Origin of the sequence: Mycobacterium sp. ENV421 (assembly GCF_002887815.1) — a bacterium.
Taxonomy (GTDB): domain Bacteria; phylum Actinomycetota; class Actinomycetes; order Mycobacteriales; family Mycobacteriaceae; genus Mycobacterium.
On record NZ_PDHO01000018.1, the window covers coordinates 25269 to 43010 of the forward strand.

Consider the following 17742-nt stretch of genomic DNA (forward strand, 5'->3'; position numbering starts at 1 on the left):
CACGACTTCGACGTTGCCCGAGGTTGCGGGTGTACCAGTCGGCGACGCCTGCGAGATGCATCGCTGTGAATCTGCTGGGCAAAACGCCGGGACAGTCTACTGACCAGCAAAAATGTCGACATGAAGATAACCGGAAGGGTTATCCGCGATCTGAAGTAGTGCTTTGTGCTGCACTTATGCAAGATGCGGTGTTATAGTCGGCGTTAGCTGTACTGACCAACAGCCGCCCCCGGACCGCGTGTCCAGTGACGTAGTGAGGACTTAGCCGCATGAAGCCGGAAAACCTCGTTTCCCACCCTCAGGGCGAGGTAGCTCCGCAGGCACCCGCACCAGTGACGCCACTGCACGTGCACAGCTGCGGCCGGCTGGGTCTGACGGCCAATCCCCCGGGCTTCCGCCGCTCGTTCGGGGACTGGCTTCGCCGCCGCTAGTCACTCTCGGCGACGCGCCCCGGGTTGACCCACGACGCGGCCGCCCCGATCACCATCATCACCGCCGCCGCGATGAACACCACCGTCAGTCCGGCGTGGAACGGCCCCGAAATCAGGTTCGGAAAGAACTCCTTGCCCGTCAGCACCGAGGCATTCACGCCCGGCTGCTGCAGCGTGTCACCCATGAGCTCGCCGATCGGGTTGTAGCCCAGGAACGCCGCGAACAAGCTGCCCACCGGCGGCAGCTCCGCTATGCGGTGTGCGTCGGCCAGCGAGACGCCCTGCTGCTGGAGCCCGGCGCTCAGCGTGCCCGGCAACGACTTGGCCAGGCCGGCGATCATCAGCGAAAAGAAGATGCCGATCGACAGCGACATGCCGGCGTTGGTGAACGTGGCCCGAATGCCCGAGGCGGCACCGCGCTCGGACGCCGGCACGCTGGACATGATCGCTGCCGTGTTCGGCGAGGTGAAGACGCCGCCTCCCACACCATTGAGGAAGATCAACGCCCCGAACACCCAGAAGCTGAAGTTCACCGGAATGACCATCAGCGCAAGGAAAGTCGCGGCCATCAACAACATGCCGCCGATGGCGAAGGGACGCGAGCCGAACTTGTCGGATAGCGTGCCCGACAGCGGGCCGGCCACCAGGAAGCCGAGAGTCATCGGCAGCAGATAGATGCCCGACCACAACGGAGTCGATTCGAAGCTGTAGCCGTGCAATGGCAACCAGATCCCTTGCAGCCAGATGATGAGCATGAACTGCAGTCCCCCGCGCCCGACCGCCGCCATCAAACCCGCGAGGTTGCCCAGGGCAAACGGTTTGGACGTGAACAGGCGGACGTCGAGCATCGGAGCGCGAACCCGGAGCTCGACGATGCACAGCACCGCCAGCAGCACCACGCCCGACCCGATGGCGCCCAGCACCCACGGATTGGTCCAGCCGGTCGGGTGCCCCCCGTAGGGCTGAATGCCGTAGGTGATGCCGGCCAGCAGCACAGTGAATCCGACAGCGAACAGCGCGGTACCCGACCAGTCCAGCTTGGCCGGGGTACGGACACCGACCTCCACCAGAGACCGGAAACTCCAGATGGTTCCGGCCAGCCCGAGCGGCACGCCGACCCAGAACACCGCCCGCCAATCCCATTGCGACAGCAGACCGCCGATCAGCAACCCGAGAAACTGGCCGGCTATCGCGGCCACTTGATTGACGCCCAAGGCCATCCCCCGCTGGCGACTGGGAAAGGCATCGGTGAGGATCGCCGCCGAACACGCCATCAGCATGGCGCCGCCGACGCCTTGGACCACCCGCCAGCCGATCAGCCACACCGCGCCACTCGCCAGATGAAAGGGGTCGAAGGACAGGGCGATCGCCGCGATCGTGAACACCACGAAGCCCAGGGTGTAGATGCGGACCCGGCCGAAGATGTCGCCCAGCCGGCCCAGCGGCACCACCAGCACGGCGGTGGCGACGAGATATCCCATCAGCATCCACAGCAGGTAGCCCACGTTTCCGGGCGCCAACGGGTTGAGCCCGATGCCGCGAAAAATCGCCGGCAGCGAGATCAGCACGATCGAGGAGTTGATCGAGGCCAGCAGTGCACCCAGCGTGGTGTTCGACAACGCCACCCACTTGTAGCGGGGATGCTCCCGGTCCATCCGCTGCCGCCGGCTTGTGGTCTCGGCAACTGCGTCGAGTTCGGTATCGACCACCGGCGCGTCGGTCATCGGGTCTGTAGTCGTCACTGTCGGCTTCCCTTCGCTCCAGTCCAGGGATAACCAAAACATTCATTAACTATGTAAATGACTTCCTGTGTGTTCCGCCACCGCGATTATCGGACCGATAACCGGTTACTCACTTTCGATGACCCACGATCCACACCACTCAGTCCGGGACCTGAATCGTCCGTTGTTGCAGGAGCTGCTGGCCGCCTACGGGCCGGTCGGTCAGGAGGATGCCGTCCGCGACATCTGCCGTCGCGAACTCACGCCGCTGGTCGACGAGGTTTGGGTGGACGAGGCCGGCAACCTGGTGGGGCTGCTCCGCGGGTCCGGTGACGAGAGCCACTCTCCGATTCGGGTGATGGCACACATGGACGAACTCTCGATGCTCGTCAAACGCATCAATCCGGACGGAACACTGCACCTGACGCCCCTGGGAACCATGTATCCGGGCAACTTCGGGTTGGGTCCGGTGGCGGTGCTGGGAAACCACGGCATTGTGCCCGCGGTGCTGACCCTGGGCTCGGAGCACACCACTACGGAGAGCTGGCGGATCTGGCAGACGAAGCCGGACCGCGGTGACAAGTCACTGGACTGGCACCACGTCTACGTATTCACCGGCCGCACCACCGAGGAACTCGCCGCCGCGGGCGTCCGGCCCGGCACCCGGGTCTGCATCGACCGCAGCAAGCGCCGTCTCGTGGAGGTGGGCGGATATCTCGGCTGCTACTTCATGGACGACAGGGCTTCGGTGACGGCCCTGCTGGAAACGGCTCGGCGCCTGCACGCGGATGGCCGCCGCGCACCGGCGGACGTCTATTTCGTCTTCACCGTCAGCGAGGAGATCGGCGGCATCGGCGGCACCTACGCCAGCCACGCGCTGCCGGGCGACATGACCCTGGCCCTCGAGGTCGGGCCGACCGAAGCGGAGTACTCCACCACCGTCGGGGGCGGGCCCATCGTTGCCTACAGCGACGAGAAGTCCATCTACGACAAGAACATCGCCGATCGGCTGATGGACATCGCCACCAAGCTCGACTTATCCCCGCAAGCGGCTGTTCTCGGGGCATTCGAATCCGACGCGTCGCACTCCGTCGCAGTAGGGCAGACCGCCCGGTCGGGATTGCTGTGTCTGCCCACGCTGAGCACACACGGTTACGAGGTCATCCCGGCAGACGCGATTCCGGGGATGACAGACGTCCTCGTCGAGTTCGTGCTCGCCCCAACTGCGTAACGCAGTTCCGCCCGGGTACGAGCCGGTCGACTCCACCGAAGACCGAAGCGTACCGGCTGCCGGGGTCATGCGAAAGGGACTGCGGCACAATGGGTTCAAGTGCTATGCGAGCAGCACCGCTGCCGACCGCCACGCAGCGGCGTTCGGCGGTCGCGGTTAGCCGTTACGGATGCGGCGCACCACCAGGACGACGGTCACCACGCTGACACCGGCCAGCGCCGCGGCCACCGGCGGCTTCGTGACGAAGCGCAGCACGGCGGCCTTGACATCGTCGGCGATGCGCTGTGGGTTGGCACGCTCGGCCAGCGAGTCCACCGTGACCGCCAGCCGGTCACGCGCCTGGTCGATCTCGGCCTTGATGACCTCGGGGTCCCGGTCAGCCACTTCCGTCCTCCAAATCGCCGCTCTGCCGAACTACCCTAGATCAACCCGGGCTAACCCCGATGCACCGGTGGAGGAAGGGACTACTAGGTGACCGACACAGCACGCCTCGAAGTCGGCGACACGGCGCCGGCGTTCAGCCTGCCTGACGCCAGCGGCAAGATCGTCAAGCTGTCCGACTTCAAAGGCCGCAAGGTGATCGTGTACTTCTATCCGGCCGCGATGACGCCCGGCTGCACCAAACAGGCGTGCGACTTCCGGGACAGCCTGGCCGAACTCAACGGCGCGGGCATCGACGTGGTCGGCATCTCCCCCGACAAGCCGGAGAAGCTGGCCAAGTTCACCGAGCGCGACGAGCTGACGTTCCCCCTGCTCTCAGATCCCGACAAGAAGGTCCTCACCGCGTGGGGCGCCTACGGCGAGAAGAAGATGTACGGCAAGACCGTGCAGGGCGTCATCCGGTCGACGTTCGTGGTCGACGAGAAGGGCAAGATCGAGGTGGCACAGTACAACGTCAAGGCCACCGGGCACGTCGCCAAACTGCGCCGCGACATCTCGGTCTAGGGCTCGCCCGTCGCGCGGAGCTGCGCGCTCAGTGGACCAGCGTGTAGGTCACTGACTCCGTCGGGCTGCCCTTGTACTGTTTGATTGCCGCACTGGACTGTTGGCCAAGCGCAGACGCATCGAATGCCGCTGCGTACGGCAGGTAAACATCCTTGCCGTGCGCGGCCAGGCCGCTCAGCGTTCCGTCTCCGGGCACGATGTACAGAATCTTCGTCGCGCGGTTGTCCGCAGCCTTTTTCTCAGCGCGTGCGAGGTCGGCCTTGGCTTGTGCCAAGAAGCCACCGAAAGGACGCCAGCCGAAAATGCTGAAATTCGCCACAGCGACTCGCGCCCGGGCGAGGTCAATAGCGGTCCTATTCCCATCCTGATACGAGGGAACGGTGCCCGGCTTGTTGCCCGCCGACGGCACCGGGTCATTCTTGGCCTGAATGTTGATCACGTATGGAATGCCGCTCCACGAACTGTCCACCCACGGCGTGACCTGCTCCGGATACTCGCCAACCTTTTTCACCAGCGGAGAAGCGAAAGTGACGACAGTGGTGACTTGCGACCTGTACTTTCCGCCGGTTGCATAAAACTGCATTTGCTGTCCGCCGTTGCTCAGACCCACCAACATGATCACGGCGTCGCCACCGAGGTTCCGGTCCTCGATGAATTTGTCTATGTACTGTCCAACCTGCGAATACTGCGTGCCGCTGATATTTGCCACTATCGCATTCAATGACGACTGCGTCAGCGGTCCGTCCCCTGATATTCCGGACATGTACACGACCACACGCGGAATTGCGTGTGGATATTCAAGTAGATCGATCTTGATTGTGTCAGGAGTCTCCGGAATCCCGTCGAGCAATGTGGCTGCCGTCAACGTGTCGACAGCCTGTGCACTGGCGGCGGGTCTGATCGTCGCGGTGGCAGCCGGAGCGACATGGCTGACGGCCCCCGCATTGATGCGACGCGCGGAAAACGCAGTCGTCGTGGGGCTGCTGCCCGCCACATCATCGCTCTTGACGCGACTCAGCTCTGGCGTGCGCGTGCGCTTGACCCCGACCGAGCTCTTCCCCCGCTCCGACCGCCCACTGCTCGGCGCATGGTCCTTTGTCGCACTTCGCGAGGAACCCGCCGACGATCCGCTCTCGGTACCGGGATCGGCGTTGGCGAAACCGGCACCGCCCGCCATCGCCCCAACCACACCGAGCGTGATGGCACCGGCTCCCAGCCACGTGCGAGGCTCAGTCAGCAGTCCCCTCGCTCGATGGCGCGCCGACTCGTTCCGATTGCCAGACACCGAAATACGGCCCGAGTCTCGGTGCGCACGCATCTAATGAGTCTCCATCGCTTGATCTTTTGCCAACCCCGCACAGCGACGCTAGTGACTCGAGCACCGACAGGTGTCGTTCACAGGCTAGTGACAGATACCAGTCGTGACCATCCCTGAACGGCGTTTACCCCATCGACGGACAAACACAGGTAGTGGGCTACGCGCGAGCAGCTGTCAGCGCTGCCCCAGCTTCCCCAGCAGCAGCGCCTCGGTGGTGGCGGCCCGCTCCAGCACCCCCAGGTGCAGGCTCTCGTTGATGCTGTGCGCCTGCGTGCCCGGGTCCTCCACACCGGTCACCAGGATCGTGGCGTCCGGGAAGGCGGTGGCGAACTCGGCGATGAACGGGATCGAGCCGCCCATCCCCATGTCGACGACGTCGGCGCCCCAGGCCTCCCGGAAGGCGGCCCGCGCCGCGTCGTACACCGGGCCGCTGGCATCGATCGCATACGGCTGGCCGATATCGCCCGGAATGACTTTGACGTGCGCGCCCCAGGGGGCGTGCTGCTCGAGGTGGCGACGCAGCGCATGCAGATGGGCAGCCGCATCCCCGCCGGGAGCGACCCGCATGCTGACCTTGGCGCGGGCCCGCGGCGTCAGGGTGTTCGACGCCTTGCCGATCGGTGTGGTGTCGATGCCGATGACGGTGATCGCGGGCTTGGCCCACATCCGTTGAGCCACACTGCCCGAGCCGATCTCTTGCACCCCGTCGAGCAGACCGGACTCGGCCCGCACCCACTGCGGGCCGCGGTCGACGTCCGCAGCGCTCGTCTCGTACAGGCCCTGCACGGCGACGTTGCCGTCGTCGTCGTGCAGGCTGGCCAGCAGGCGGACCAGGACACTGAGCGCGTCGGGCACCACCCCGCCCCACAGCCCCGAGTGCAGTCCGTGGTCCAGGGTGGCGACCTCGACCACGCAGTCGGCCAGTCCCCGCAATGACACTGTCAGCGCCGGGATTTCGGAGGTCCAGTTGTCCGAGTCGGCGATCACGATGACGTCGGCGGCCAGCTTGTCCTTATGGGCTGCCAACAGCGCGCCCAGCGACGGCGAGCCGGACTCCTCCTCCCCCTCGACGAACACCGTGACGCCGACCGGTGGCCTGCCGTCGTGCGCACGGAACGCCGCCAGGTGGGTTGCGATGCCGGCCTTGTCGTCGGCGGTACCGCGGCCGTAGAGCCGCCCATCCCGTTCGGTCGGCTCGAAGGGATCCGAATTCCATTGCGATGCTTCGCCTTCGGGCTGAACATCGTGATGGGCATACAGCAGCACGGTCGGCGCGCCGGGCGGCGCGGGATGGTGCGCGATCACCGCGGGAGCACCGCCCTCGGCGACGATCTCGACCTGGGCGAAGCCCGCATTGCTCAACAGGTCAGCCACAGCCCGCGCACTGCGATGCACCTCATCGCGCCGGGCCGGGTCGGCCCACACCGATTGGATGCGGACCAGGTCCTCCAGGTCAGCCCGCACCGAGGGCAACACCGCCTGCACGCGTTCGACGAGATCACTCATACCGACGACGTTAGCGGGCGCAGGCGGCAGGCATTGACATGCAAGGAAATGCTTGCCTATTGTGCCCAGTTGTGGGTGATGTCTTCAAGGCGTTGGCGGATCCCACACGCCGGACGATCCTCGACGAGCTGACCGAGCGCAACGGGCAGACGCTGTTCGAGATCTGCGCCCGCCTGGCGACCAAACACGGTCTCGGTTCGTCACGACAAGCGATTTCGCAACACCTCGACCTTCTCGTGGCCGCAGGTCTGGTGGAGACGAAGCGCTCGGGTCGCTACAAGTTCCACTACATCAACACCGCGCCGCTGGCACCGATCGTCGAGCGGTGGCTGCAGAACACAAAGGAATCACCGTGCGAATCACCATGACCAGCGTGCTCGTCGACGACCAGGACAAGGCGCTGAAGTTCTATACCGAGGTGCTCGGGTTCACGACCAAGTACGACATCCCGATGGGCGAGCACCGCTGGATCACCGTCGTCTCCCCGGAGGAGCCGGCCGGCACCGAACTCGTCCTGGAACCGGACGGCCATCCCGCTGCCAAACCGTTCAAGCAGGCACTGACCGATGACGGCATCCCGTTCACATCGTTCGCTGTCGGCGACGTCCACGCAGAGTTCGAGCGGCTGAGTGCGCTCGGGGTGCGTTTCACCATGGAGCCCACCGACATGGGTCCGGTGACGGTTGCCGTTCTGGACGACACCTGCGGCAACCTGATTCAGATCGCCCACCAGACCGGCTGAGCCTTAGCCGGTCTCCAGGATGGCCACCGCCGCCGCGGTGTCGCCCTCATGCGTCAGTGACACGTGAATGGTCACCTCGGCCAGATGCTTGGCGATGTCACCGGTGAGGCGGACCTTAGGCCGGCCCCACATGTCGGTGATCACCTCGATGTCGCGGTGGATGCCTTCCGGCAGCACCGGACGCTGCGCGAACCGCGAGCCGGACCACGCCTTGATGACGGCTTCCTTGGCGGCCCACCGAGCCGCCAGGTGCCGCGCCGCCACCGAACTCTTGTCGGCGGCGTCGCGGCGCTCACCTGGCGTGAACGTCTCGGCGAACACCGTTCCCGGCTGGTCGACCTGCTCGGCGAAATCGGGGATGGAGACCACGTCAATCCCCACTCCGACTATTGCCACGGCGCGACTTTATCGCACGTAGGCGTCGTCATCGCCCAACCGTGCGGCCGGATCGAGCAGCATCGCCGCCTCCTGGCGCTTCTCCGGCTCGTCATGGTTGAACCGGCGATCGGCAGGCTTCTCGTACATCGGCCGTCCACCGGCGATGGCCGAAGCCAGCCGCCGCTGACCCGCCAGCACCCGCTCGTGCGCCCGCTTGGTGTAGTCCGCCCGCTCCTGCTCGCTCAGCGAGGCCAGGAACGCCTGCGGGTGCACCAGTGCGACCAGACCCGACACGTGACCGAAGCCCAGGCTGGTGACCAGACCCGCCTTCAGCGGGAACTTGTCGCCCAGGCGCAGGGTCTCGCGCGGCCACACGAAGTGCCCCGAGGAGGCCAGCTCATCGTCGACGCAGTCCAGGCTGCGGTTCGGCGGGATGACGCCGTCGCGCAGGATCTGGCAGAGCCCCATCATCTGGAAGACCGCCGCGCCGCCCTTGGCGTGACCGGTCAGGCTCTTCTGGCTGACGATGAACAGCGGAGCCCCGGGCGCACGGCCCATCGAGTCGGCCAGCCGCTCGTGCAGCTCCGTCTCGTTGGGATCGTTGGCCAGCGTCGAGGTGTCGTGCTTGGAGATCACCGCGATGTCGTCGGCGCCGACGCCCAGCTTGGCCAGCGAACGAGCCAGCTGCGAGTTCCTGCCGCCGCGCCCGGCGCCCAGTGCGCCGAGACCCGGAGCCGGGATCGAGGTGTGCACGCCGTCGCCGAAGCTCTGCGCGTAGCCCACCACGGCCAGCACCGGCAGACCCATCTTCAATGCCAGGTCACCGCGCGCCAGCAGGATGGTGCCACCGCCCTGCGCCTCCAGGAAGCCCAGCCGGCGACGATCGTTGGCGCGGGAGAACTTCGAGTCGCTGATGCCCTTGGCCCGCATCGTCTCGGTGGCGGCGGTGGCCGCCATGTCACCGAAACCGGTGACAGCCTCCACCGTCATATCGTCGAAGCCGCCGGTGACCACCAGTTCGGCCTTGCCGAGGCGGATCTTGTCCATCCCCTCCTCGACCGACACCGCCGCGGTGGCGCACGCGCCGACCGGGTGGATCATCGACCCGTAACTACCGACGTAGGACTGGATGACGTGCGCGGCAACGACGTTGGGCAGGACCTCCTGCAGGATGTCGTTGGGCTTGGCCTGGCCGAGCAGGTTGCCGTGGTACATCGTCTCCATCGACGTCATACCACCCATACCGGTGCCCTGGGTGGAGGCCACCAGGCTGGGGTGCACCCAGCGCATCAGCTCGGTCGGGGTGAAGCCGGACGACAGGAACGCGTCGACGGTGGCGACGATGTTCCACAGCGCAACCCGGTCGATCGAACTGGCCATGTCCGGGCTGATGCCCCAGACCGTCGGGTCGAAGCCGGTCGGGATCTGCGCCCCCACCGTGCGCGACAGCTTGGTCTTGCGCGGCACGCGAATCTCGGTGCCCGCCTTGCGGATCACCTCCCAGTCCGACGAGTCCGGCACCGGCCGGATGACGGTGTGCTCGGGGTCGAACTCCACGAACGCGCGGGCGTCGGCCTCCGACGACACCACGAACCGGAAGTCCTTGTCGAGGAAGACACTGACCAGCAGCGGCGTGGTGTGGTCGGCCTCCATGGCGCCGTCATCCACGAATTCGCGGATGCCGCAACGCTCCACGACGGCGTCGTGGTAGCGCTCTACCAGCTCGGCCTCGTCGACCATCTCACCGGTCGCGCTGTCGTACCAGCCCGGCTTGGGATCGTCCTCCCACTTGATCAACCCGGTGGTCCAGGCCAATTCGAGCACGCCGGCTGCCGACAACTCGTTGTCGACCTCCATCTCGAAGCGGGTGCGCGACGAGCCGTACGGGCCCAGTTCGGCGCCGCCGACGATGACCACCAGGTCGGCCGGATCGACGTCGAGGTCGGCCCACGCCGGCGGCGTGTTCGCGACATAGCCGCGGGGCGGCGACGGCAGGGCGGCGATGGTGCCCGCCGTCGGCTCGTCGTCGGATCCGGCTGCTTCGGCGGTCATTTCCTCGCGGGCCTTGGCAGCCAGTTCGGCCATGTCGAGCTGGACGTCGCCGAGTCCACCGGTGAGGTCGACCTTCAGCGGCGCGTTGGCCGAGGCAACCTTGGCCTCCACCGAGCACAGGTCGAGCAGCATCGCAGCCATCTCTTCGGTGCTGTAGGTGGTGACGCCGGCCTCTTCGACGGCACCCACGATGGCGTCGTTGTGACCCATCAGACCGGTGCCCTTCGTCCAGCCGATCAGCGCGTGCGCGAAGCTGACCCGTTGCGCCCAGGACGTCTCCGCGCTCCAGCGGTTGACCACCGCATCCAGCGCGGACTTGGACTCGCCGTAGGCACCGTCACCGCCGAACATGCCGCGGTTGGGTGAACCGGGCAGCACGACGTGCAGGCGCGAGGCGATGTCCCGCTCGGCACCGATGGACGACAGCCCACCGATGAGGCGCTGGACGGCCCACAGCAGGACCTTCATCTCCATCTCGGAGCGTGAGCCCGCCTCCGACAGATCGCCGGCCACCCGCGGCGCCGCGAACGGGAACAGCAGCGTCGGGGTCAGCGCGTCCTTGAGGTGAATCGATTGCGGCCCAAGGCTTTCGGTCTGCTCACTACCGACCCACGACGCCAGGGCGTCGATGTCGGAGTACGAGGCCATGTTGGCCGGGACCACCCACAGCGACGCGCCGTAGCGGGCGTGGTCGCGGTAGAGCGCCTTGTAGAACGCCAGCCGGTCGTCGTCGAGCTTGGACGTCGTCGCGATCACCGTGGCGCCGCCGTCGAGCAGACCCGCCACCACCGATGCGGCGATCGAACCCTTCGACGCACCGGTGACCACCGCGACCTCGCCGGAGTAGTGACCCTTGTCGGGGTTCTCGGCACCTGCGGCGATCCGGCCGAACAGGGACGCATGGATGTTGCGTCCGCTCGCCAGAGCCCGGCCCTGCCACCAGTTGGCCTGGGTGGCAACGACATTGCCGGCACCCTCGAATCGCTCCGAGAGCTTCAGCCAGTCGGTGTCGATGTCACCCTCGTCGGCCAGCCAGAGCTTGACCAGATCCTCGCGCGCACTGGCCCAGCGGTCGTCGAGCAGCACCGCCTTCTTGGCGTCGAACGCCGGGGCCACCAGCCGCGGCCAGTCCGAGCCGAGCTCGGCGGTGACCAAGTCGATGAGTTCGGCGTCGCTGGCCGCGGGAGCGGCCGTCACCGGGGTGTCCAGCCCGAGCTGACCCAGCACCATGCGGGCAGCCGACGCCAGCACACCGTCACGGCCGGTCACCGTCTCGGCGAACTCGGTCAGCGCGGCCGAGTCGACCACGCCGCCCGCGGCACCACCGGCCGACGGCAGCGAGACCGCAATGCCCTTGCGGGCGGCGACCGAGGCGACCGCGGCGTCGATCGCCTTGTCGACGGCCGCGGCATCGGCCAACGCACCGTCGTGCAGGCCGCCGAGTGCGCCTCCGCGCACGCTGCTGCCCTCCCGGGTGCCCAGAGCCAGTTCGGCGGTGACGTGTTTGGCCCACCCGTCGCCCAGTTCCCAGGTCTTCTTGACCCGCTCGGCGATGGCGGCCGGCCGCTTGCCGGACGGGCCGAAGATGGTGCGCAGCTGATCGTTGATCGCATCGGAGAGCACCGGGCCGAACGGCTTGTAGGTGCGCGCCAGCTTGGCGACCTGACCCTTCAGCGCCGCCAGATCCGCCTCGGCGGCACCGTCGATGGCGCCCAGGTTCAGCTCCGAACCGAGGTCGACCAGCAGCTGGTTACGCCGCGAGGACGCGCCGTCGGTGATCGACTCGATCGAATCGAGCGGCTCGATCTGGTCGATCCGCATCTTGGCGCTCAGCGCGATCAGCGCCAGTGTGGCGTCACCGGCGTCGAATCCGATGTCGTCAGGGCGGGGTCCACCGGAGGGTGCGGCCGCCGGCGCTGCTGCCGGGGCGGCCTCGACCGCAACGGCTTCGGCCGGTGCCTCGCTCGTTGCCGCCGGTTCGTCGTCGGAGTCGTCGGTGGCCGGGTCCTCGTCGCTGGCGAACAGCACGGGGGCGTCGCGCTCGGAGTTGAGCACTTCCACTGTGCTGTGGGCGTATTCGGGCAACTTCAAGGTGTTGCTGGCCAGGCCCGCGACCGTCGGCGCGGACTTCACGCCGATCTCGACGAAGCGCTCGACGCCCAGACCGCCGGCCGCCTCTTCGATGAACAGCAGGTCCTGGGTCTCGATCCAGCGGACCGGGCTGGCGAACTGCCAGGCCAGAAGCTCGATCACGATCTTGCGGCACAGCTCGCGCGGCTTCTCGTTACGCCAGGTGTCGTAGTCGGCGAGGATCTCGTCCAGCGGCTCGGCCGGCACCAGATCCCGGATCTCCTGGACGAAGTCGCGATCGAGCGTGAACGGCCGCGGCACCAGGTTCGGGATGTAGCGCCCGATCAGCAACGCCGGATCGGCATCGGCGGGCATGACACGTTCCAGCGCGCGACGGAAATCGTCGACGCCGACTCGCAGCACGTCCGAGTGGAACGGCACGTCGATGCCGGGAACGAGGATGAACGACCGCTTGCCGCCGCTGATCTCGCGGCGCCGCTCGACTTCTTCCTCCAGCGCCTCGAGACCGCGGACCGTGCCGGCGATCGCATACTGCGAGCCGCGCAGGTTGAAGTTCACGATCTGCAGGAACTCCCCTGTGCGCTCGGCGATCTCGGCCACGAACTCCGTGACGTCGGCATCGGGAAGGTCGATCTGCGACGGCCGGATCGCGGCGAGCCGGTAGTTGGAGCGGCCCATCTCGTCACGCGGCACGATGTCGTGCATCTTGCTGCCGCGGTGGAACACCACCTCCAGCAGCGCCTCCAACGGATACACCCCGGACACGCATGCCAGCGCGGTGTACTCACCGACCGAGTGACCGCAGGCGATCGCGCCCTCGACGAATGCACCCTGCTCACGCATCTCGGCGACCTGCGCGGCGGCGACGGTGGCCATCGCGACCTGAGTGAACTGCGTCAGATAGAGCACACCTTCGGGGTGCTGGTAGTGCACACCGGAGGCGATCAGGCTGGTCGGGTTGTCCCGGACCACATGCAGCACCGAGAAGCCCAACGTGTCGCGGGTGAACTTGTCGGCGGTGTCCCAGACCTTGCGGGCGGCCTTGGACCGGGCCCGCACCTCCATGCCCATGCCCTTGTGCTGAATGCCCTGACCGGGGAAGGCGTACACCGTCTTCGGCGCGGCCAACCGGGCGGTCGCACTCATCACCAGGTCGGTACCGATCTTGGCGGTGACCTCCAAAACCTCAGCGCCCAAATCGATTCCGACCCGGTCGACCCGGAAGTCGATGTCGTCGCCGGGCTTGACCATGCCCAGGAATCGGGCGGTCCAGCCGATCAGCTTGGCCGGCGGGGCGGGCTTGCCGTCGGTGGCGGTGACCACGTGCTGCGCAGCGGCCGAGAGCCACATGCCGTGCACGATCGGCGATTCCAGCCCGGCCAGCAGCGCCGCGGCCTGGTCGGTGTGAATCGGGTTGTGGTCACCGGAGACCACTGCGAACGGACGCATGTCGACCGGCGCACCGATCGTGACGTCGCGGCGACGGCGGCGCGGGGTGTCGGTGGCGTTCTCCGACACCGCTCCCCCGGCGCGCACCGGGTCGGTGAGCTCCTTGGCACCGGTGCGGCCGCGGATAGCGAAGCGCTCCTCGAGGACCGCCAGGATCATGCCCCTGGCGTCGGTGACGTTCACCGTCACCGGCACGACCCGGCCGACCTCGGTATCGGTGGCGACCGAAGCCGTTGCGGTGACGGTCAATTGGGTCGGTTCCTTGGGCAGCGGCTTCAGCAGGCGGGCCGCGTGGTCCAGATGCACCAGGCTGAGCAGACCCTCGACGACCGGGAAGCCGGAGTCGGTGGCTGCCCCACCGATGGCGGCGAATACCGCGGGCCAGCAGCGGCCGACCAACGCGTCGGGAACGATCGACAGCGTCGGCGCCAGCGGCGAACCGAATGTCGCGGTGACGCCGGTGTGATCGGCGACCCGCTCCGGGTCCCAGCCGACGGTGACGGTGGTGGAGCCGTTGACGACCGGCGGCAGCGCGTCGGGTCCGTCCACCCCGGCGGCGATGGCCAGCACTGCGCGCATCGCGGTGGCAGCATCCTCGGTGCGAACGACCGGCATACCGCCGTCGATCACCGTGGCGGGCAGGCTGAATGCGATGTCGATCCAGGTGCCCGACAGCGGGACACTGAGCACCACACGGTTGTCGGTGGTGACCTCCAGGCGCGCCCCGGTGTCATGATTGGTTGCCGAATTGTTGTCGCGGACTTGCCAATTCGAGGGAGCCGCGATGCGGTGTACCGGGTTGGTGGCGGTGCGACCGGCCCACAGCACGTCGGGCGAATCCAGCACGATGGCCAGCGGTCCGGTCGCGTCGGTGCGCACCCGCAGCCGGGCGGCGACGGGCTCGGGCTGTGCGCCCGTGGCCAGCACCTCGTCGACCGCGGCCTGCTCGAAGCGATCGAGCAGGTCACCGACCGGCTCATCGACCCGGGTGATACCCGCGACGGCCTGCGTGCCCGGGATGACGCACACCTGGTCGGCGGTGTAGCGCGCATCGTGGGCCTGCCACAGGGAGTCACTGCGCCACCAGCGCCGCACGTCCTTGTCGATGACCGGGACGAAGTTGACCGGCTTGCCCAGCGTCTTGCACAGCTGGACGAAGAACGGCACGTCGGCCGGGTGCAGCAGCACCGACCCGGCGTCGGGGTAGCGGGCCTGCAGGGCCTCCAGAGCTTGGCCCGGGTTCTCCAGCAGCCACTCGCCGTCGGCGGTGGACGCATCGAACAGCGTCTCGATCGGGCCGGTGTCTTTCGCGTTGAGCCGGGCCTCCGCGCGCTGCAGCATCTCGGCGAAGCGGTCCCGCCAGGTGATATCGAGCCACGGGGAGTCGTCGGTCTTGGTGTCGGCCGTGGAGTCGTTGTCGCCGATGGACAGCTCGACGAAGCGCTGCAGCCACTGCAGGTACGTCATCTCACCGACATCGCCGAAGTACGGCTTGGCGGTGACGGCCATCGCGGCGATGATCTCGTCGCGGCGCGCCGCAACGGCCTCGGCGTCACCGGCCACCTCGTCGAGCAGACGGCCGCAGCGGGAGGCGGCGTTGTCGATCTCGTGGATGTCGGCGCCCAATTGGCTGCGCCCGGAAGCCATGCCGTTCACGGCTTTTCCGGCCCCGACCCAGTGGTCGGTGCCGATGGTGTCGACCAGCAGCTGCTTGACCACCGGCGAGGTGGTCGCCTCGAGGCAGGCCATCGCGGCGGTGCCGACCAGGATGCCGTCGACCGGCATCAGCGGGTAGCCGTACACGGCCGACCACCGGCCGGACAGGTACTCCGCGGCGCGCTCAGGCGTGCCGATGCCGCCACCGACGCAGACCGTGATGTTGGCGCGACCGCGCAGTTCCGAGTAGGTGGTCAGCAGCAGGTCGTCGAGGTCTTCCCAGGAGTGGTGGCCACCGGCGCGGCCGCCCTCGATGTGGACGATCACCGGCTTGGTGGGCACCTCGGCGGCGATCCGGATGACCGAGCGGATCTGCTCGACGGTGCCCGGCTTGAAGCAGACGTGGGCGATGCCGACCGTGTTCAGCTCGTCGATGAGGTCGACGGCTTCCTCCAACTCGGGGATGCCGGCGCTGACCACGACGCCGTCGATCGGCGCACCGGACTGGCGTGCCTTCTGCACCAGGCGCTTGCCGCCCAGCTGCAGCTTCCACAGGTAGGGGTCCAGGAACAGCGAGTTGAACTGGATCGCCCGGCCCGGCTCGAGCAGGGTCTCCAGCTCGGCGACGCGCTTGTCGAAGATGGCTTCGGTGACCTGGCCACCACCGGCCAGTTCGGCCCAGTGGCCGGCGTTGGCGGCGGCGGCGACGATCTTCGCGTCGACGGTCGTCGGGGTCATGCCCGCCAGCAGGATCGGCGAGCGACCGGTCAGCCGGGTGAACTTCGTCGACAGCTTCACCGAGCCGTTGGGCAGGGTGACCACCGAGGGCGCATAGCTCGACCACGGCTTGGCCACCTCGGGAACCGCCCCGACGGTGAACAGGTTGCGCTGGCCGCCGCGGGTGGCGGCCGGCACGATGCCGATGCCGAGGCCGCGGATGACCGGCGCGGTGAGCCGGGTGAGGATGTCGCCGGGGCCGAGGTCGAGAATCCAGCGAGCTCCGGCGTCGTGCAGGGCGGTGACCTCTTCGACCCAGTCGACCTGCTGAACCAGGATCGCGTCGGTCAGGGCGCGCGCCAGCTCGACGTCCAGGCCGACGGCAGCGGCCCAGCGTCCGACGATGTCGATCCCGTCGGCCAGCCGCGGGGTGTGGAAGCCGACCTCGACCTGGACCGGATCGAAGACGGGCGCGAACACCGCGCCGCCGCGGTTCTTGTTCTTGCGGTCGGCGGCTTCGGCATCGGCGATCTGCTCGCAGTACAGCTCGAATCGGGACAGCTGTTCCGGGGTTCCGGTGATGACGACCGAGCGTCGGCCGTTGCGGATCGACAGCACCGGCGGCAGCACGGTCCTGACGTCCTGAGCAAACTCTTCGAGCAGTTCGTAGATGCGTTCCGGCTCGGCATTGGTCACCGAGACCATCGGCGGGCGGTCACCGAGGACCGAAATACCGCGGCGACGGGCGACAAGCGTGCCCGCGGCGCCGATCAGCTGGGCCAGAGCGAGCAGCTGGACATCCTTGGCGCCACCGGCGCGCAGCGCCTCGACCGCCAGCACGCCCTGGGAGTGGCCCGCGACGGCCACCGGCGGGGCGGCCGCCAGATCCATGCCCTGGCGTGCCAGCGCGCGCGTGGCGGCAATCTGGGTCAGCAGGACGCCGGGGACCGACACCGCGGCCGACGTCAGCTGCTTGGCCGAGGGCACGGCTTCCTCGGCGGCCAGCGCGCGCACCCAGCGCAGCGGCTCGAAGCCGATCGGGCGGACCACGACGAGTTCGTCGGCGACGGGCTCGAGCAGCAGCTCAGCCTCACCGGCCAGGGTCGCGAGCTCGGATTCGATACCGGCCGAGGTGACCAGCTCTTCGAGGGTCTCCAGCCAGGCGCTGCCCTGTCCACCGAAAGCCACGGCGTACGGCTCACCGGCGTTGAGACGATCGACCAGCGCATGCGTGGTGGTCTCCTTGGCGCCCCCGCGCCATGATCCGTCGCCCGTGGAAAGCCTGTCGTGCTCGTGGATCGTCACCTTGTGTATCTCCCTGTCGTGCTCGTCGTCGCGGTCGTCGCGTCTTCGTTTTCGTATGTCGGTGTGGGCGATTCCCCGTCGAATCACGGCCGCCGCGCGCTTCCCCCTGGAGGGCGCCGGCTGACATCTCTGCTGTACTAAGAGTGGCATAAGAACCAGCACCTTTTTCCGCCCAAGATTGGTTACTGACGAGTTCTACG

The 17742-nt window shown here is 67.5% G+C and carries 10 protein-coding genes; 4 read left to right on the forward strand and 6 right to left on the reverse strand.

Annotation, left to right across the window (positions count from 1 at the left end; translation table 11 throughout):
* Positions 1-427 precede the first annotated feature (427 nt).
* On the reverse strand, positions 428-2155 hold the full coding sequence (locus tag CRM90_RS19820) for an MFS transporter (RefSeq protein ID WP_233209415.1): 1728 nt from the start codon (positions 2153-2155) through the stop codon (positions 428-430).
* Positions 2156-2291: 136 nt separating this feature from the next.
* On the opposite strand from CRM90_RS19820, the gene CRM90_RS19825 reads away from it, so the two are divergent.
* Positions 2292-3383, forward strand: coding sequence for a M42 family metallopeptidase (locus CRM90_RS19825; RefSeq protein WP_102808649.1), 1092 nt, complete (start codon positions 2292-2294; stop codon positions 3381-3383).
* 156 nt (positions 3384-3539) lie between these two features.
* On the opposite strand, the gene CRM90_RS19830 is transcribed toward CRM90_RS19825, so the two are convergent.
* Positions 3540-3767 carry a DUF3618 domain-containing protein gene (locus tag CRM90_RS19830; RefSeq protein ID WP_102808650.1) on the reverse strand — a complete coding sequence of 76 codons (228 nt, stop codon included), beginning with the start codon at positions 3765-3767 and terminating at the stop codon, positions 3540-3542.
* An 87-nt stretch (positions 3768-3854) separates the two neighbouring features.
* Between CRM90_RS19830 and bcp the strand changes: the two genes are divergently transcribed.
* Positions 3855-4328, forward strand: a complete 474-nt coding sequence (gene bcp / locus CRM90_RS19835; protein ID WP_102808651.1) for a thioredoxin-dependent thiol peroxidase — start codon at positions 3855-3857, stop codon at positions 4326-4328.
* Positions 4329-4356: 28 nt separating this feature from the next.
* Here the strand turns inward: bcp and CRM90_RS19840 are convergent, their stop codons facing one another.
* Together CRM90_RS19840 and CRM90_RS19845 are read right to left on the reverse strand one after the other, a co-directional pair.
* Entirely contained in the window at positions 4357-5505 is a 1149-nt protein-coding gene (locus CRM90_RS19840) for a hypothetical protein (protein WP_102808652.1), read from the reverse strand.
* Positions 5506-5820: 315 nt separating this feature from the next.
* The gene (locus tag CRM90_RS19845; RefSeq protein ID WP_102808653.1) at positions 5821-7152 is read right to left on the reverse strand and encodes a dipeptidase; all 1332 of its coding nucleotides are present in this window, start codon (positions 7150-7152) and stop codon (positions 5821-5823) included.
* Positions 7153-7190: 38 nt separating this feature from the next.
* On the opposite strand from CRM90_RS19845, the gene CRM90_RS19850 reads away from it, so the two are divergent.
* Both CRM90_RS19850 and CRM90_RS19855 read left to right on the forward strand, forming a co-directional pair.
* Positions 7191-7520 (forward strand): ArsR/SmtB family transcription factor, encoded by a 330-nt coding sequence (locus tag CRM90_RS19850; protein ID WP_199189965.1) that lies wholly within the window; start codon positions 7191-7193, stop codon positions 7518-7520.
* Positions 7505-7894 carry a VOC family protein gene (locus CRM90_RS19855; protein ID WP_102808655.1) on the forward strand — a complete coding sequence of 130 codons (390 nt, stop codon included), beginning with the start codon at positions 7505-7507 and terminating at the stop codon, positions 7892-7894. Before CRM90_RS19850 ends, CRM90_RS19855 begins: the two co-directional genes overlap by 16 nt.
* Positions 7895-7897: 3 nt before the next feature.
* On the opposite strand, the gene acpS is transcribed toward CRM90_RS19855, so the two are convergent.
* Together acpS and CRM90_RS19865 are read right to left on the reverse strand one after the other, a co-directional pair.
* Entirely contained in the window at positions 7898-8290 is a 393-nt protein-coding gene (gene acpS / locus CRM90_RS19860; protein ID WP_102808656.1) for a holo-ACP synthase AcpS, read from the reverse strand.
* Positions 8291-8299: 9 nt separating this feature from the next.
* On the reverse strand, positions 8300-17542 hold the full coding sequence (locus CRM90_RS19865) for a type I polyketide synthase (protein ID WP_102808713.1): 9243 nt from the start codon (positions 17540-17542) through the stop codon (positions 8300-8302).
* Positions 17543-17742: the final 200 nt, after the last annotated feature.

Excerpts from the sequence above, each read along its gene's own strand:
- CRM90_RS19820 (WP_233209415.1), bottom strand. The coding sequence starts at position 2,155 with ATGACCGACGCGCCGGTGGTCGATACCGAACTCGACGCAGTTGCCGAG.
- CRM90_RS19825 (WP_102808649.1), top strand. The coding sequence starts at position 2,292 with ATGACCCACGATCCACACCACTCAGTCCGGGACCTGAATCGTCCGTTG.
- CRM90_RS19840 (WP_102808652.1), bottom strand. The coding sequence starts at position 5,505 with ATGGCGGGCGGTGCCGGTTTCGCCAACGCCGATCCCGGTACCGAGAGC.
- CRM90_RS19845 (WP_102808653.1), bottom strand. The coding sequence starts at position 7,152 with ATGAGTGATCTCGTCGAACGCGTGCAGGCGGTGTTGCCCTCGGTGCGG.
- CRM90_RS19850 (WP_199189965.1), top strand. The coding sequence starts at position 7,191 with ATGCAAGGAAATGCTTGCCTATTGTGCCCAGTTGTGGGTGATGTCTTC.